12 protein-coding genes and 10 pseudogenes are annotated in these 15,973 nt (G+C 61.7%); 11 read left to right on the top strand and 11 right to left on the bottom strand.

Annotation, left to right across the window (positions count from 1 at the left end; genetic code table 11):
• The 4 genes and pseudogenes from GCT13_RS43960 to GCT13_RS43945 form a co-directional block, all read right to left on the bottom strand.
• Window positions 1-288, bottom strand: a pseudogene (locus GCT13_RS43960) (CoA transferase); the annotation flags it as partial.
• Window positions 288-746, bottom strand: a complete 459-nt coding sequence (locus GCT13_RS43955; protein ID WP_152767994.1) for a MaoC family dehydratase — start codon at window positions 744-746, stop codon at window positions 288-290. The pseudogene GCT13_RS43960 and the gene GCT13_RS43955, both read right to left, overlap by 1 nt.
• A 2-nt stretch (window positions 747-748) precedes the next feature.
• The gene (locus tag GCT13_RS43950; RefSeq protein ID WP_152767993.1) at window positions 749-1,141 is read right to left on the bottom strand and encodes a VOC family protein; all 393 of its coding nucleotides are present in this window, start codon (window positions 1,139-1,141) and stop codon (window positions 749-751) included.
• Window positions 1,138-2,088: a ketopantoate reductase family protein gene (locus GCT13_RS43945; RefSeq protein WP_152767992.1), complete on the bottom strand. Its 951-nt coding sequence runs from the start codon at window positions 2,086-2,088 to the stop codon at window positions 1,138-1,140. Before GCT13_RS43945 ends, GCT13_RS43950 begins: the two co-directional genes overlap by 4 nt.
• A 153-nt stretch (window positions 2,089-2,241) precedes the next feature.
• Between GCT13_RS43945 and GCT13_RS43940 the strand changes: the two genes are divergently transcribed.
• The 4 genes from GCT13_RS43940 (at window position 2,242) to GCT13_RS43925 (ending at window position 7,037) form a co-directional block, all read left to right on the top strand.
• On the top strand, window positions 2,242-3,147 hold the full coding sequence (locus GCT13_RS43940) for a LysR family transcriptional regulator (RefSeq protein WP_152767991.1): 906 nt from the start codon (window positions 2,242-2,244) through the stop codon (window positions 3,145-3,147).
• 302 nt (window positions 3,148-3,449) lie between these two features.
• The gene (locus GCT13_RS43935; RefSeq protein ID WP_152767990.1) at window positions 3,450-4,841 is read left to right on the top strand and encodes an MFS transporter; all 1,392 of its coding nucleotides are present in this window, start codon (window positions 3,450-3,452) and stop codon (window positions 4,839-4,841) included.
• 28 nt (window positions 4,842-4,869) lie between these two features.
• Window positions 4,870-5,703, top strand: coding sequence for a shikimate dehydrogenase family protein (locus tag GCT13_RS43930; RefSeq protein WP_152767989.1), 834 nt, complete (start codon window positions 4,870-4,872; stop codon window positions 5,701-5,703).
• Between the two features lie 110 nt (window positions 5,704-5,813).
• Window positions 5,814-7,037 (top strand): MFS transporter, encoded by a 1,224-nt coding sequence (locus tag GCT13_RS43925; RefSeq protein WP_152767988.1) that lies wholly within the window; start codon window positions 5,814-5,816, stop codon window positions 7,035-7,037.
• 35 nt (window positions 7,038-7,072) lie between these two features.
• Here the strand turns inward: GCT13_RS43925 and GCT13_RS50185 are convergent.
• Window positions 7,073-7,294 (bottom strand): annotated as a pseudogene (locus GCT13_RS50185) (transposase); the annotation flags it as partial.
• Window positions 7,291-7,821 (bottom strand): annotated as a pseudogene (locus GCT13_RS43915) (amino acid permease); the annotation flags it as partial. The pseudogenes GCT13_RS43915 and GCT13_RS50185, both read right to left, overlap by 4 nt.
• A gap of 275 nt (window positions 7,822-8,096) precedes the next feature.
• Here GCT13_RS43915 and GCT13_RS43905 point away from each other — a divergent pair.
• Window positions 8,097-8,507, top strand: a pseudogene (locus tag GCT13_RS43905) (IS5/IS1182 family transposase); the annotation flags it as partial.
• A gap of 206 nt (window positions 8,508-8,713) precedes the next feature.
• Here the strand turns inward: GCT13_RS43905 and GCT13_RS50180 are convergent.
• Window positions 8,714-8,838 (bottom strand): annotated as a pseudogene (locus tag GCT13_RS50180) (Tn3 family transposase); the annotation flags it as partial.
• Window positions 8,839-8,920: 82 nt separating this feature from the next.
• Here GCT13_RS50180 and GCT13_RS43895 point away from each other — a divergent pair.
• Window positions 8,921-9,043, top strand: a pseudogene (locus GCT13_RS43895) (DUF3363 domain-containing protein); the annotation flags it as partial.
• Between the two features lie 99 nt (window positions 9,044-9,142).
• Here the strand turns inward: GCT13_RS43895 and GCT13_RS43890 are convergent.
• The gene (locus GCT13_RS43890) at window positions 9,143-10,039 is read right to left on the bottom strand and encodes a LysR family transcriptional regulator (RefSeq protein ID WP_152767987.1); all 897 of its coding nucleotides are present in this window, start codon (window positions 10,037-10,039) and stop codon (window positions 9,143-9,145) included.
• Window positions 10,040-10,133: 94 nt separating this feature from the next.
• Here GCT13_RS43890 and GCT13_RS43885 point away from each other — a divergent pair, with 94 nt between their 5' ends.
• The 3 genes from GCT13_RS43885 to GCT13_RS43875 all read left to right on the top strand — a co-directional run bounded on the left by GCT13_RS43885 (window position 10,134) and on the right by GCT13_RS43875 (window position 12,221).
• Entirely contained in the window at window positions 10,134-10,883 is a 750-nt protein-coding gene (locus GCT13_RS43885; RefSeq protein WP_152767986.1) for a sulfite exporter TauE/SafE family protein, read from the top strand.
• A gap of 33 nt (window positions 10,884-10,916) precedes the next feature.
• Complete coding sequence (locus tag GCT13_RS43880) at window positions 10,917-11,456, top strand: carboxymuconolactone decarboxylase family protein (RefSeq protein WP_152767985.1); 540 nt, start codon at window positions 10,917-10,919, stop codon at window positions 11,454-11,456.
• 132 nt (window positions 11,457-11,588) lie between these two features.
• Window positions 11,589-12,221, top strand: a complete 633-nt coding sequence (locus GCT13_RS43875) for a LysE family translocator (protein ID WP_152767984.1) — start codon at window positions 11,589-11,591, stop codon at window positions 12,219-12,221.
• Between the two features lie 171 nt (window positions 12,222-12,392).
• Here GCT13_RS43875 and GCT13_RS43870 read toward each other — a convergent pair.
• Window positions 12,393-13,651, bottom strand: a pseudogene (locus GCT13_RS43870) (aminotransferase-like domain-containing protein); the annotation flags it as partial.
• Between the two features lie 451 nt (window positions 13,652-14,102).
• Between GCT13_RS43870 and GCT13_RS43860 the strand changes: the two are divergent.
• A pseudogene (locus GCT13_RS43860) lies at window positions 14,103-14,501 on the top strand (nitroreductase family protein); the annotation flags it as partial.
• Here GCT13_RS43860 and GCT13_RS43855 read toward each other — a convergent pair.
• Both GCT13_RS43855 and GCT13_RS51500 read right to left on the bottom strand, forming a co-directional pair.
• Window positions 14,497-14,862 (bottom strand): annotated as a pseudogene (locus GCT13_RS43855) (transposase); the annotation flags it as partial. The pseudogenes GCT13_RS43860 and GCT13_RS43855 overlap by 5 nt on opposite strands.
• Before the next feature lie 476 nt (window positions 14,863-15,338).
• Window positions 15,339-15,542, bottom strand: coding sequence for a Mu transposase domain-containing protein (locus GCT13_RS51500; RefSeq protein ID WP_407670955.1), 204 nt, complete (start codon window positions 15,540-15,542; stop codon window positions 15,339-15,341).
• A 218-nt stretch (window positions 15,543-15,760) separates the two neighbouring features.
• Between GCT13_RS51500 and GCT13_RS43850 the strand changes: the two are divergent.
• Window positions 15,761-15,973, top strand: a pseudogene (locus GCT13_RS43850) (IS110 family transposase); the annotation flags it as partial.

Below are 15,973 nucleotides of genomic sequence, written 5' to 3'. Positions count from 1 at the left end.
CGCTCTTCGCTTCCGCGATCAGGCCGAAGCCCGCACGATGCGCGTCCGGCCCCGTGTGGCCGTAAGCGGAGATCGAACAGTAGACAAGTCCCGGATTACGACGCGATAACTCGGCATAGCCAAGCCCCAGCTTTTCCAATGCGCCCGGCCGGTAGTTCTCGACAAACACATCCGCCGAATCGCATAGACGCCGCATGAAAGTGCCGCGAGGCATCGGCCGACATAAGGACCGGCAAGAAAGTGGCTATAGTCGACAACGCGAATGCCTTCGAGAGGACGTGCCTGCATCAGAATGCTCCCGGCCGGCGACGCACCATCAGGCGGTGCTCGCCGCGTTGAACCACCTGCCCATCCTGATTGATCAGTTCCGACGGCAAGACGACGATGCCCCAGCCCGGACGGCTTTTGCTCGCCCGCATCGCGCCGACGCGGAACTTCACGTGCAGCACGTCGTTGACCTTGATCGGCAGCAGAAAGTCCCATGTCCAGCCGAGCGACATGCCCGGCAGAAAGCGATAGTCGCTCTGCGTCTTCAGGCCATCGGCGATCGACAGACCGAACAGTCCGTGCGCGACGATGCTGCCGAAGTGGCTCGCGTTGGCGTAGTCTTCGTCGACGTGCACAGGCGTATGGTCGCCGGTGAGATCGGCGTACGCGAGGATGCGCTCCTTCGTCACGGTGTAATGCGGGCTGATGCACTCGTCGCCTTCCGTCGCATCGTCCCAGTATTTTTCGACAATCGTCATGCTCATGCCTCCGCACGCGGGTTGATCTTCAGCGCCTGTGCGACACACGACGCGGGCTTTGCCTGAATCAGTTCGACGGCGAGGCCATCCGGCAGGCGCAGCCAGTTGCGTCCCTGCGGCATTTCGCTGACGCCATACGCTTTTGCAGCGTCGAGCGCGGCTTCCAGGTCTTCGCACATCACGCCCAGATGAGCGAGCCGGCCTTCGGGGCCGTCGTGCTGCGGGGCATGGATGAACTGCAGGCCGCCGAGCGTCCAGTACTGCCGCGGCGCTTCGGCCGTGCCGTCGACCTCGCGCATCGTCATGCCGAGGACATCTTCGAAAAAGCGGATGTGCCACTGGATGTCCTTCACCCAGATGGCCACGTGCTCCAGATAGGCTTTGGTCCCGTTCATGCTGTTGTCTCCCTGCGCTGGCGATCGCTCATCGCGCGTTCGATGCCCTTGATGCAGGCGACGAGCGTTGCGTTGACGGAAGTCGGCACGCCGAGCCGCTGACCCCAGCGCACGACCGAACCGTTGATGAAATCGATCTCCGTGACCGAGCCTTTTTCGAGGCTTTGCAGCATCGACGTCTTGAACGCGGCGGGCAATCCTTCGGCGGCGAGCATCCAGGCCTGCTCGGGGTCCGTCATCGACAGCTTCACATCGGCGGCCTGTGCAACCGCGATCGCCTCGCCGACAGCCGCGAGCGCGGTCGCTTTCAACAGCGGCTCGTCGTAGAGCTGTCCGTAGGTGAGGCTCGTGATGCCCGTCAGCGCGCCCGTGGCGACGTTGATGAGTAGCTTGTCCCACATCGTGCCGACGATGTTGTCGCTGACCGTCGTGAGCAGCCCTGCCGTGTTGAATGCATCGGCGATGGCCTGCACGCGAGGCGTGATGCGGCCGTCGAGTTCGCCGATGTAGGTGGCTTTGCCCTTTACGCCGGACTCGACATGGCCCGGTGCGCGCAGCACGCCGCCAACGTAGGTTTTGCCGGCCAGCACGCGCTTGCGGCCGACGACATCGGCGAGCACGTCTTCGTGCCCGAGGCCGTTCTGCAACGACAGCACCAGCGTTTCGGGACCGACCAGACCGAGCGCGCCGCGCATGGCTGCGTCGGTGTGGAACGACTTGACCAGTACGACGACAAGCTCAGCGGCGCCGATTTCCGCGGCCCGTGTTGCGGCGCGCACCCTGACGCGCCGGGAACCGGCGGCATCGTCGACTTGCAGGCCGTCGCGGCGCATCGCTTCGACGTGCGTCGGCGAGCGGTCCAGCAGCCAGGTCTCATGGCCGCCTTCCGTGAGCGCGGCGCCAATCGCGCAGCCCAGTGCGCCGGCACCCAGAATTGCAATCTTCATCGGCATCTCCTGTCGGCCAACGTTATCGCTTCAGCGATTACGCTGGCCCCATACAACGTTGACGTGTAGACGCACGATAGAAGTTGCTGCTCATGCCGACAATGCAATGACTACAATGACGTCATTGCGAAAGACAATAATGCCCGACACACCATGCTGCCGACCGATCTGCCCGACCTGAAGCTGCTCCAGCTCTTCGACCTTCTCTACGACACTCGCAGCGTGACTCGCGTCGCGGAGCAGCTCGGGCAGAGTCAGCCGACGATCAGCATCTGGCTTGGGCGTTTGCGCGAGTACCTGCAAGATCCGCTTTTCATCCGCACGCCCGGCGGCATGGCGCCGACGCCTCAGGCCGACGCGCTGATCGGGCCTTGCCGGGAAATTCTCGAATCGCTACGTCGTTTCGTCGCGTGGGAGATTGCGTTCGATCCCGCGACTGCACAGCGGCGCTTTCGCATCTGCATGACCGATGCGAGCCACATCACATTGCTGCCGAGGCTGCTCGCGCATGTCCGCGCGCAGGCGCCGGGCATCCGGCTGGAGGCGGCGGGCATCGACGGCAATACCGAGCGCGCTTTGGAGTCCGGTGAGGCGGACCTTGCGATCGGCTATGTGCCCTGGCTAGGCGGCGGCATCTACCAGCAGCAGCTCTATCAGCAGGATTGGGTGTGCCTGACCAATCGCCATCATCCGAGAGTGCGCGCGCGGCTCGGGGCGAAGCAGTATCGCGCGGAGGGTCATGTGGTCATCGAATCGGGTACGGGCGCGCAGCTGCTCGAACAGGCGCTTGCGCGCGAGCGCATCGAACGTGATGTCGTGCTGGAGTTGCCTGGTTTCCTGGGGCTGGGGACGATCATCCAGACGACCGACCTGATTGCCACGTTGCCGCGTCACATCGGCGAAACGCTGGCGCAAGCGAATGATCTCGCTGTCCATGCGTGTCCCGTTCCTGTGGAAGGTTTTACCGTGCGGCAGCACTGGCATGCGCGGTATCACCACGAAGCGGGAAACCGCTGGCTGCGTGGTGTGGTGATGCAGTTATTCGGCGGTTCGCGCTGAGCGTGGCGGCTTCAGTCGACCTCATGAAAAGCCACGGCAGTTCGACGCCGTGTGCCAACCCGCACTGGAGACCTGTGCGCGGGCCCGACTCGTCTCACCTCTGACCATGAGACGTCCCCATCGCGACGCCGACGTTGCTGGTGCCCGGAGAAACCCCTGGAACGTTCGATAATCGCGCGCGAATGCGCAATGATCGAACGCGCGCTCGCTTGCCGCCATTGTGTCGCGTCGTTGCGCGGGGCTACTCTGCAGTCCATCAGGCGACATCGGTCAGTTGCCTCACACATAATCCGGAGACATCCATGAAGGCAGCCACGGACCACGAGCCTCAAGGCAGGCATCAGTCGAAGAAAGCCGCAGCGAGCGGCTGGATAGGCTCGGCGCTCGAATACTACGACTTCTTCATCTATGCCACCGCGTCCGCGCTGATCTTTCCGCAGATCTTTTTCCCGAAGGGCAACGCGACGACCGCCATTGTCGCTTCACTGGCGACCTACGGTGTGGGTTATGTCGCGCGGCCGATCGGCGCCATCGTACTGGGGCACCTCGGCGATACGCATGGACGCAAGAACGTATTGCTGTGGTGCATGTTCCTCATGGGATTTTCGACGATCGGGGTGGGCCTGCTGCCGACCTACGATCAGGTCGGCCTGCTCGCGCCCGTGCTGCTGGTGCTTCTGCGCCTGCTTCAGGGCTTTGCCGTGGCCGGCGAGATTTCCGGCGCCAGCTCCATGATCCTGGAGCATGCGCCGTTCGGCCGGCGCGGCTTCTTCTCCAGCTTCACGCTGCAAGGCGTGCAGGCGGGGCAGATCCTGGCGGCGGCCGTGTTCCTGCCGCTCGCGCACTACATGCCCGCCGAGCAGTTCAACGTGTGGGGCTGGCGCATTCCCTTCCTGCTGAGCTTCGTGGTAATCGTCGCGGGCTGGATCATTCGCCGCAAGGTCGACGAGACGCCTGCCTTCACCGAAGAAGGGCAACGTCAAGCGCGCCCTCGCTCGCCGGTGATCGATGCGTTCAGGTACAGCTCGCCGAACATGCTGCGCGTCGTGTGCATGGCGCTGATGAACGTGATCCCGGTGGTGGCGACCATCTTCGGCGCAGCTTACGCCGTGCAGCCCGCCTATGGGATCGGGTTCGCCAAGGATGTCTACCTCTGGATTCCCGTCGTGGGCAACATCGTTGCCGTGGTGGTGATTCCGTATGTCGGCAACCTCTCCGACAAGATCGGCCGCAAGCCGCCGATCATCATTGGCTCGCTGCTGTCGGGCCTGCTCGCCTTCGCTTACCTGTACGCGATCAGCATCCATAACGTGCCGCTCGCCTTCGTGATGTCACTGCTGATGTGGGGCGTGGTCTACCAGGGTTACAACGCCGTGTTCCCGAGCTTCTACCCCGAACTGTTCCCGACCCGCACGCGTGTTTCGGCGATGTCGATCGCGCAGAACGTCGGCACGGCCATCACCGCGATGCTGCCGGCGCTCTTCACGGCCGTGGCGCCGCCGGGAGCGGCCAACGTCTGGTTCACCGTCGGCGCGCTCGCGTTCGGCATCACCGTGATCGCCGCGCTGGCCGCGTTTAGCGCCCGCGAGACGTATCGAGTGCATATGGACGAACTGGGCCAGCCCGACGCGCATGCCGTGGACAAGGCAGAGTACGAACGCCTGCGGGCAATGGCCTTCACCGCGCGAGCCTGACCGTCCTATCAGAGAGCAAACACCAGCCATGATTTCCGGAAGAACCACCCTCATTGCGCACGTCGGCGATCCGACAGAGAGCTTCAAGTCGCCGATGATCTACAACCCCTGGTTCGAGCAGAAAGGCATCGACGCGGTGGTCGTGCCGATGGGCGTCAAAGCCGAGGACTATCAGCAGAGCTTCGCGTCGATCTTCCGCTTCACAAACCTGCGCGGCGCGCTCATCACCATGCCGCACAAGGTGACAACAGTTGAACTCGTCGATGAGGTCACACCTGCCGTGCACATCGCCGGCGCGTGCAACGCGGTGCTCAAACGTCCCGACGGTACGCTGCTGGGCGACCAGTTCGACGGCGCAGGTTTTGTGCGCGGTGTGTTGCGCAAGGGCCGGCGGCTGGAAGGCGCGCGCGTGCTGGTATCGGGCGCAGGCGGTGTCGGTTCGGCGATTGCCGCGTCGCTGGCGGCGGCGGGCGTGGGCGAACTGGCTCTGTACGACACGCGCCCTGAATCGGCCGATGGACTCGCGCAGCGTTTGCGCAAGCACTATCCAGCGCTGGAGGTCAGCACCGGCTCGAACGATCCAGATGGCTTCGAGGTCGTGGTGAATGCCACGCCGCTCGGCATGAAGGCCGATGATCCGTTGCCCTTCGATGTCGCGCGCATTGCGCCAGGCTGCTTTGTCGGCGAGGTCGTGATGAAGTTGGAGTACACGCCATTCCTGCGTGCAGCACGCGAGAAGGGCTGCGAAGTGCAGGTGGGCACCGACATGCTGTTCGAAATGATTCCGGCCTATCTGGAGTTCTTCGGTTTCGGCAGCGCGACTGCCGAAGAATTGCGCCGCACGGCGACTATCGCCTACTGAGTCACCCTGATACCAGGTTTTTCGATGAATGCTTTGTATGGCGGCCACAGCTTTGGCGAAATCGTCGCGATGGTTGGCCGCGTGAAGGATCTGCTTCAGGACATGACTGCATGAACCGCCGCGGCCCGCTGAGTTTTGCATTGCTTCTCCCGTTTCTGCTGGCTGCGCAGCCAGTCGCGACCGACAGCTATCTGCCCGCGCTGCCTGCAATCGCGACGGCGCTCGGTTCAGCCAGCACCAGCCTCACGGTGTTCGCGCTCGCGTTCGGCATGGGGCAGTTGCCGATGGGCAGCCTGGCCGACCGCTATGGGCGTCGGCCGACACTGCTAGCGGGCCTCGCGGGATACGCCGTCGCTGCGCTGGCCGGTGCGCTCGCGCCGAGTGCGTCGATGCTGACGGCGGCGCGCGCGTTCCAGGGGCTGGCGATGGCGGCCATTCTTGTATGTGCGCGCGCGGCCGTGCGGGACCTGTATCCCGCGTGCGAAGGGCCGCACGTAATGGCTCGCGGACTGACGGGGCTGGGTGCGACGGCACTGACTGCACCGATCGTCGGCGCCTATATTGCGCAGCATGTCGGCTGGCGCTGGGTGCTCGCGGTCATGAGCCTGTACGCGCTCGTGCTGTGCGTGGCATGTTGGCGCGGCTTCGAGGAAACCGTCCAGCGCACGGACGCGGTGCGGACGCCAGCCGGCGGCGTTCGCGAGATCTTCGATAGTCCCGAATTCCGCGCGTGGGCGCTGCTGGCCGCCGTCACCTACAGCGGCATGTTCTGCTTTCTGTTGCTTTCGCCGACGGTCTATATCGGGTACATCGGCCTGTCGCCCGAGCTATATGGCTGGATACCCGCTGGCGGCTCGCTCGTCTACATGCTAAGTACCATGGGATGCCGGCGCCTGCTGTATCGCCACGGCGTGTTGCGGACAGTGCGCCAGGGGGCCGTGCTAAGCCTTTCGGGGGCGATCATCCAGGGGCTCGGCTGCTGGCTGCTGCCCGGCAGCGCGTGGCCGCTGCTGTTGGGTCACGGGGTGTATTGCCTGGGACATGGCATCCACCAGCCCTGCGGGCAGGCGGGCGCAGTCGGCGGCTTGCCGCACCTCGCGGGACGTGCGGTGTCGTGGTCCGGCTTCATCATGATGTGCGCCGCTTTCTGCGCGGGGCAGACCGCGTCGGCCTTCGTCGATCCGCATTACCGGCTTGGCGCATGGCCTATGGTCGTGCCGATGCTTGTCGCCGGATCGGCGCTGATGGCCATCGCCTTCGCCTGGTTGCCGAGGCTCGGGGATTCCGGCAGGTTGAGTGCGCGCTCTGCGGTTGTTCCAGTCAGGTCGGAGTAGGCGCCGGAAGACGTGTACCTTTGGCTTGGTGCTGCGTTCGAGCCGCGTTGCCAAAAATGCTGCGGATCGCAGAAGTAGACCTCGATGCCGGTAGCCACGATGAAGCGCTTGTGGTCGGCCATCTCTTTCCCCCGATTCCAGGTCAACGACCTGTGCAGTTCCCGAGGCAGCTTGCCAGCATGCTTCATGAGAGCGTTGACAACGGTCTCCGATCCTTGCTGGCAACCCCTCACCAGCATCACGTCGCGGGTTTGACGACCCCAACCATCCACGTCGCGAAAAACGGTGTACCGAGCTTCGAATGAACGCCCGAAAGCCGCTTCGGCAGAAGGCCGTCGCGCGACATCGCGAAAATGATTCGCGTCTGTCCATATGTCATGACGAGAATGACGGTCGTCATGCCGAGGATCGCGCCGAGATCCACAAAACCTGCGATCCAGTGTTCGCCAGCGTATTGCAATGCAAGCGACACCGGATGGTCGACGCCGAAGAATCTCTGATAAGGAACAATGCCGGTCATGATGCCCGACACCGCAACGTACAAGACTGCACAGACGGCCAGCGATCCGATGATGCCGATGGGCAGATCGCGCGCCGGCCGTTTCACCTCTTCAGCCGCCGACGTGACCGCGTCGAATCCGATGAAGGCAAAAAACACCAGTGCGGCCGCGCTGAAGACGCACGAGTAGCCGAACGGCGTGAAGGGGTGCCAGTTTGCCGGATGAACGTGGCGTGCGCTGGCCAGAATGAACAGCAGCACGACGCAGACTTTCAGCCCCACCATTCGTGCGTCGGCGTGTGGCCGCTGATTGCACCGGATCCGGATGCTCGGCAATATCAAGGAGATGTATACGGGCTTCTCCTTGAAGGAGATCAAGCGCTCGACGCGCCTTCCTCTATGACGTCGACAGTCTGTTCTCCATGAGCATATCCGGACGTGAGCGAACGCAGTGGGGCTTTCATTGCTGACTGCTCAACCACCTAGCGCGACGAGCAGGATGGCGTCGTCTGGGTCTGGCCCGGCAATCCCGCGGGCGCTCAGCGGTTCAATCCCCCGCGCACGCCCTCGACGCGATTGAAACCGCAGACCGGATCAGTCCGACAGGTTTCGATGTAAAGATCGTGCGGCTTTATGAGAAGATCGCCCGTTTGCGCCAGCAGATGCGTGAATTAGAGCAGATCAGAAAGGATTTGAAGGCGCAACCGGACAAGCAGTTGTCGCTTACAGATCCGAATTCCCGTTCCATGACCAGTGATGGCAAAAGAACCGGAACGGTCGGCTGCAACGTGCAGGCAGCCGTGGATACGAAGCATCACCTGATCGTTGAACACGAGGTGACCAATGCTGGAAACGGCCATGGGCGACTCAGCAGGATGGCCGTGTCAGCAAAGAGAGCGATGGACAAGCCGTTTTTCAAACGGCAGATTCACTATCGGAACCTGCCGGATGCTCGATGCGAGCAACTCGGCCAAAGCCGACATTAACGTTCCAGTCTGCTGAGGCTGTTATATGTTGGTTGGCTGCCGTTCGCAAACCGGCGTCGGCGAATGGCACTTTTCGCTGTCAATGAATGAGTCTTCCCGACCCTTCGCGGTCATTCAACTCCAACAGTGGAACGTCCGGATGCAACCGCATAGCGGACCGCGCGTTCGCGATAGACGGTGTTCCCGAGGGACCACGCGATCAGAAAGAGTCTGCGTTCGAAGCGGCGGAGCTCGCGCAAGGGCGCGCGAGTCCATTTTGCCCGGGGTAGCTCGCGAGCTTGCGAAGCATGAGCGAGGCTGTCACCATACCTTGCTTTGCCTGATTGAGGTAGCCGGTGGCAGGAGTTTCTGCACTGCGCAAGGATAACCTTGGTGTTGATCGGTTTGTCGCCAAGAAAGTGCGTCGGGCCGGCATCGTGGAGCGCGAAGTCGAAGGTGTCTGGCGTATGCCCGACGATCTGCCAGAACGGGGCCGCCAGCATGACGCACAGCAGCTCAGTGGTGGCGTCGCGGTAGAACTAATCGCACCGGCACACCGTTAACATGAAATCAGCGCATGGCGACATGGATCTTTTCAGCTAGGGCATCGAGATGGCATTCACCCTTAGCCGGCCGCGCGGCTACAGGGTCTGCGCTCCGCCGCCGAGATGCGCCAGCAGGCTTTGCATCGGCGCAGACAGCGTGTGCCATTGCTGGAAGCACAGACAAAGCCGTCTGCGTGCCCAGTTATCGCTGATCGTAATAGTTTTGAACGGATATCTGCGTCGAAAGCGCCTGGCGACCGCCAATGGGATGATCGCTACCCCCACTCCCTGCGACACCATCTGGCACGATCCCTCGAAGCTCTTCATGCGGATGCGAAGTTTTAGTGTCTTGTGCAGATCGGCGGCGTGTCCGTCGATGTGATCTTGAAGCGCGCTCCCCGCCTCCAAGCCAATAAACCGTTCATCCGTGACATCAGCAAAGCTGATTGCCTTCGATTCTGCGAGTCTGTGCGCAGCAGGAACAATCAGGACGAGATGGTCACTGGCGACAGGCTGGATTGTGAGGCCTGTGGCGCTGACCGCATCCGATACCACGCCCGCTTCGGCCAGGCCTGCGTTAATCATCTTCACAATCTCGGCACTCGTACGCTCTCTCAGATCAATGTTCAGGCGCGGACGCTGAGCCAGCCACGGCGCGAGCTTCTGCGGCAGGAGGCCCATCAAAGCCGCCGTATTCGCGTACAGCACCAACGTACCTCGCGTACCGGCGCCAAAGTCGCGCAGTTCTCCCTGCAACAGGCTGTGCTGTCGGAGTATCAGGCGCGCATGGTGCGCTAACGCCTCTCCTGCCTCGGTGGTTACCACCCCGTTGCGGCTTCTTTCAAGCAGAACGACACCGGCATCCGACTCGATGTTACTGATCCGCTCGCTTGCCGACGCTAATGCGAGATTTGCCTGTCGGGCCCCTGCTGTAATGCTGCCAGCATCGACCACACAAAGGAACAGGCGCAGATCCGCGAGATCGAATCTCATACACTCACCAAGACAGACTACCTTCGGACAATCCGAAGGTAGTATCGGAAAAACCGCATTGTGCCAGTTCCCGGTTCGAGGCGTAATACCTCGCATGAATACTCTGACCATCGGATTGACCGGCCTGCTCCTCGCCACTTTTCTCGGAGCCGGTGTCGTTAAAGGTGTGACCGGAATGGGCTTGCCCACGGTTGCGATGGGCGTGCTTGGGGCCGCCATGTCACCGCTTACGGCGGCGGCGATCTTGATCATTCCGTCGTTCGTAACCAACGTGTGGCAAATGCTGGCCGGGCGAGACACACTCCGCCTCATGCGACGGCTGTGGGCAATGATGCTCTGCATCGTGCTCGGTACCGTTCTGGGGACGCGACTGCTGGTAGTCGTCGATCCCGTCTGGTCGGGACGTGCGCTGGGAATCGCCCTGATCGCCTATGCGGCCTATGCGCTGTTCTTGCCAACGCTCTCGCTCCCGGAACGGCTCGAGTCCAGGCTTTCGCCCGTCATCGGCATTGTTACCGGGTTGTTGACTGGCGCCACCGGCGTCTTCACGATTCCGGCGGTGCCCTATCTGCAATCGTTGGGGCTTCAGAAAGACGAGCTCGTGCAGGCTCTTGGCCTTTCGTTCACCGTCTCCACGGTTGCTCTCGCAGCAGGGCTCCTGGCCCATGGCGCGTTCCGTCTCGACCAGCTCGGCCTGTCGCTGCTGGCTGTCATTCCCGCTCTCGCTGGAATGTGGTTGGGGTCGATAGCGCGGCAGAAGATCAGCCCGAAAGCCTTCCGCCGTTGCTTTCTCCTATTCCTCATCATCCTGGGCCTCGAACTGACGCTGCGTCCGTTTTCCTGAGCCCTAACCTCCACCTGATGAAGAGTTCACACTATGAGTCGTATCGCTATTCCCGACATCACGTCCGCCACCGGCGCCACCGCCGATATCTATGCGAGGGTGAAGAAGATTTCCGGTGGCCGCGTCCCCAATACATACGCCGCGTTGGGCTACCTTGTACCGGCGTCTCTGGCAGCGGTGCTCGACACCCAGGGCACATTGAACTCGGGCAGCCTGAGCGGGCAAGAGCACGAAACCATCAAGCTGTTAGTCAGTGAGAAGACCGGTTGCGACGTTTGTGTGGCCGCGCACAGCTTCGTGGGCAAACTGGTGGGCCTGCCCGTCGACGCGCTGCGTGCCATTCGCGCGGGGCAGCCCACGGGTGACGCCAAACGTGATGCCTTGGTGCGCTTCGTGTCTCACCTGCATACCACGAGCGGCACGATCAGCGAGGACGAGTTTAATGCCATCCGTGCGGCCGGCTACACCGACACCCAATTGGCGGAGATCTCGCTGACCATTGCGCTCGGCATCTTCACCAATACCTTTAATCGTATCAACGGCACCGACGTCGACTTTCCGCCCGTCGAGTAAGCCGCCTTGCCGGGCGTGCATGGCAGCACACATCCAGGTTTCGCCCGGCTCCTCGTGGACGTCACGCGTGCAGATACGTATCAACTTATCGCGTGCCTAGGCGCTACCACGATCTTGTCATGGAGACAGGCAATGCCTGAACACACTTCTCTTCTGGCCTTCGGCCTCGTCGCGCTGGGCATCGCGCTTACGCCGGGCCCGAACATGATTTACCTGGTGTCACGCTCGATCTGTCAGGGCCGCGCCGCGGGGCTGCTCTCGCTAGGCGGCGTCGCGCTCGGCTTCGTCGTGTATATGTTGTGTGCAGCACTCGGCATCACCGCACTGCTACTCGCGGTGCCGTTTGCATACGACGTTTTGCGCTTCGGCGGCGCGCTCTATCTGCTATGGCTTGCGTGGCAAGCGGTGAAGCCGGGCGGAGATTCGCCGTTCCAGGTACGCGACCTGCCCGCCGACAGCCCGCGCAAGCTGTTCATGATGGGCCTCGTGACGAATCTGTTGAATCCGAAAATCGCGGTGCTTTATCTCTCGCTGCTGCCGCAGTTCATCGATCCACGGCACGGCGGCGTGCTGGGCCAGTCGCTCGCACTCGGCTTCGTGCAAATCGCGGTGAGTATCAGCGTGAACGCAATCGTCGCGATGACTGCCGGTTCGATCGCCGGATTTCTCGTGCGCCGGCCCAGATGGTTAGCAATGCAGCGCTGGATGATGGGAACTGTGTTGACAGGCCTGGCCGTTCGGATGGCGATGGAAGCGCGACGGTAGCGGATTTGCGCGCGCAGGCACGCGCGCCGCAGGCTTCACGTAAGCGCGACCCGCAAGAATTTGTGCAGTTGCGTCGAACCCGCGGGAATCGAGCGGCTCGCAACGCGAGTTATCCAGATCGAAGATGTGTTGGCGCAATTCGCTATGCTCATCAAACCTCAAGTGACGCCCGAGAAGTACCGCTAGGCCGGCGTTAACCCACTCCGCGTCGCGCATTCGCAACTGCTTGCATAGTGCGTCACGCTGGGCGGAATATAGACGCTTGAGCCGACGCAAGCGCCGGATGTAGTGGCCGTCACGCATAAATTGAGCCGTGGCGAGTTGAACTACTGGTGATGGCGCGGGAGCAAGTGTTGCGGCGACCTCGGAGAATGCGTTGGCCAGTTTGGTTGGCGCCACGACGAATCCAAGCCGCAGAGCAGGGCTAACAGTCTTGCTGAAGGAACCGATGTGGATGACCCGTTTGCCCTCGCTCAGCGACGCCATGGCAGGTGCCGGCCTACTTTGCAGCTGTAGCTCGCCGAGGTAGTCATCTTCAATGATCCAGGCATCGCTCGAAGCCGCCCACTCAAGCAGCTGAAGACGTCGCCTCAACGACAGGGTCGAGCCCAGGGGAGCCTGTTGACCGGGCGTCAAGACGGCTAATGCGGCGTCCGCGGCTTTCTCGATACCATAGTCTACGTTGAGACCGCCTGCATCCACCGGTATCGGCACGATATTCAAGCGAGCGAGCTCCAAACCTTTTCGGGTGACCATGAAACCGGGCTCTTCCATCCAGACTTCTTACCGTCCAAACCTAACACCCGCAGTGCCAGGCCTAAGCCGGAGCTGTATCCTGAAGTGATAAACACCTGCTCAGGATGGCAGTGGAAGTTTCTAGCGATGGAGAGATTGCCCGCGATTTCCCTGCACAGTTCGAACTCCCCTCTTGGATCGGGATAGAGCAGGACGATAAACATCCGGTTTTCAGTAGATTGGAAGAGCGCGCCCGTGAAAAAAGCTTCTCCGGTAGCCCTTCAAACGCCGGAATGTCGAGCTGAAAGATCGCCGGCCCAGCGTTCATCTCTTCATAAGCCCTCGTAAACCCTCCGAGCCGCGGCGCTTTGGGTTGAGTCGCCGCCACGCGGGGCTGCGGGGGCACGCGGATGCCCCCTGCCCCGAACCGTTTCGATCATCTGCGCGTCGGACAACCGTTCATATGCCGCTTGAACCGTTCCGCGCGCCACGCCGAGCTGCGCGGCCAGGTCCTGCAACGAGGGCAGTCGCGTGCCAGGAGTGAGCAGACCTGACTCTATGGCCCTACTGATGCTTTCACGAATTTGTTCTGCCAGGGAAAGCTTCGCTGTCCGGTCGAGCTGAATCTGCAAGTCCGAATCCGTGTTCTTGGTACACACAAAAATGAGTGATCTTGGTTCTTCTATTCGTACCATCGATGGTACAGAATACTCGCGACATCGTTGATACACATGTAAGGCCAACGCGGAGATGGCTGGCCATGATCACTCGTCCGATTCTGTCTGCGTATTGCGTGAAAGCTGCGCGCTTCGTAAGCGCTGGCGCTGCTGCACGCGAGGCCACCGAAATCGTGAAGCCGAATCTTGAACAGGCGATCCGCAATCTGCGGGCAATTCGCTGGTCGCTATAGAAGTTCAGTACACGCCGGTCGCTGAATCGGTGTACCTCTCGTGCACGAGAAATCCGCTTTCGTTTGCGCCGAACTGCCTGGCGCGAACCATCACATCAGCCGGCACGTGAGCAAACCGAACCTGCAAAGCAGTTGGCCGTATTCGTCGTTGACAGCAACGACAAGAAACTGACGACACCAGCCAGGTAAATAGCTTCTCGTACGACAACGTATCCCGTCACCTTTAGGACGAGCTCATGACCAATGCAGTCATCGAATGTATCCTGAGCCGCAGCGCGCCAAGTATTACGATCCTGCTGCTACCTTGAGCGACGACCAGATCCGCGAGCTGGTGCGGATCGGCACCGGTGCGCCGACATCCTTCCACTTGCAGAACTGGCGCTTCACCGCCGTACGCACGCCTGAAGCCAAGGCCCGGCTGAGTCCGATCGGCTGGAACCAGCCCGCAATCACTGATGCGGCTGTTACCTTCATTCTGTGGCCAGCTGGTCGATACGCGCGTCATACCGGAGCGCCTAGCTCCGCTGGTGAAAGCGGGCGTCATGCCGGCCGCGATGGTTGCGGAATGGGAAAACCCCGCGCGCGATCTGTACATGGCGTATGCGCAGCGCAGGGAGAGCATCGGCACCGCTAGTCCATTGAACCGGATGAATTGCACCGGATGCGTCGAGTTGGATCGGAATACTTCCATTTCAATGGAGCAGCCTGCTTGTTGTATTGACGGATGTAGCGCAGGAGCTTTTTGTCGAGATCTCTGGTGCTGGTGAATACGCCACGCGTGATAACGTCGCGCTGGATGCGGGCAAACCAGTTCTCGAGCTGATTCAGCCATGACGAATACGTGGGGGTGTAATGGATCGAGACGTTCGTATGGTCGGCCAGAAAGGATTGAACGGCGTCGGTTTTGTGGCTGCTCACGTTGTCGCAGATCACGTGAATCTCCTTTCCGACTGGCTGTGCCGATACCACCTCGGTGAGGAACGCAACCTGTTTCGCCTGAACTTCATTGAGTGCGTAACGGATCGGTGGCGGCTTCGCTCTCGTGCACGGTGGTGTTACGTTCCGCTTTCGTCATGGGGGTCCTCCGGTCCGTAGCGAGAGAGATCCGGTTGCGCCAGTTCGATGTCCAGCAGATCCTGATGACGGAGCAAGTGCAGTGCGCCGGGCTCCGCCAGGGGCCGCGCTTTCATCTCGAGGATGTTGGCGATGTACTCGCAACTGAAGACGCAGAACGTCAGGCAATCTGCAGGGCGCGCGCGACTGCATCGACGCCGTAAATCTCGCTCAATGCGATGATCTTGCGCATGTGCTGCCGCGCATTGGTACGCCGTTGCTCGAGCCCTTCGTAATAGTCCTGGGGCGTGAGGGCCCAGACTCAGGAAGCGCAGCATGAGCCGCTGTTCGCGGGCGCTGCGGCGTTGCGCGAGCAGGGCCTTCGGATGTTCGGGGTCCTCGATATCCTGATGGCGATCCTAGCTGCGTACATGGCGGGCGATCAGCAGGCTGTCGTGGTAGATGCATACCCGATCGGGCCACGCCTTGAGCGTCACGCGGGTATTGGCATAGCGCGCCGGCACAGAGTAGTGGTTGGCGTCCAGCGTCACGCGAAACTGACTGCTCGCGCGCACCGTCACAATGCGGGCAACGTCATACGCCGACGGATTGAGCGGCTTCAGATGGGCCTGTTCATCGGCGAACAGATCGACGGGTCGCTGGTGCGTCTCGCCGTGGATGCGGACGTTGGCGATGGTATCGAGCCAGATTCGGGCCGCGGGGTTGATCGCACTGAACTCGTGGAGCTCAAGCCCGTTGAGATGCTATGGGAGGGCCGTGGAAGTAAGCCAGCCGGAGTAAAACGGGATACGAACTCGTTTTCTCCGAAGGAGCATGCAAAATGGATGCGCCTGACACAGCCCTCCGCGGGCAGAATACGACGGCAGGTGGCCGCCTGTACATGGCTTTTGAACTGGGCGACAAGAGCTGGAAGCTCTCACTGGGCGATGGCCAGCGCGCGCCCAGCCGCTGCACGGTCGCCGCTGGTGATACCACCGCAGTCCTCATCGCGATCGCCAACGCCAGGGCGCGTTGCCATCTCGGCGCCGACGCA

The sequence above is a fragment of the Paraburkholderia franconis genome (assembly GCF_009362735.1).
In the GTDB taxonomy this organism is placed as follows: domain Bacteria; phylum Pseudomonadota; class Gammaproteobacteria; order Burkholderiales; family Burkholderiaceae; genus Paraburkholderia; species Paraburkholderia franconis.
The sequence above is the reverse complement of the archived record's forward strand: the minus strand, read 5'-3'. Positions and strand labels throughout refer to the sequence as shown.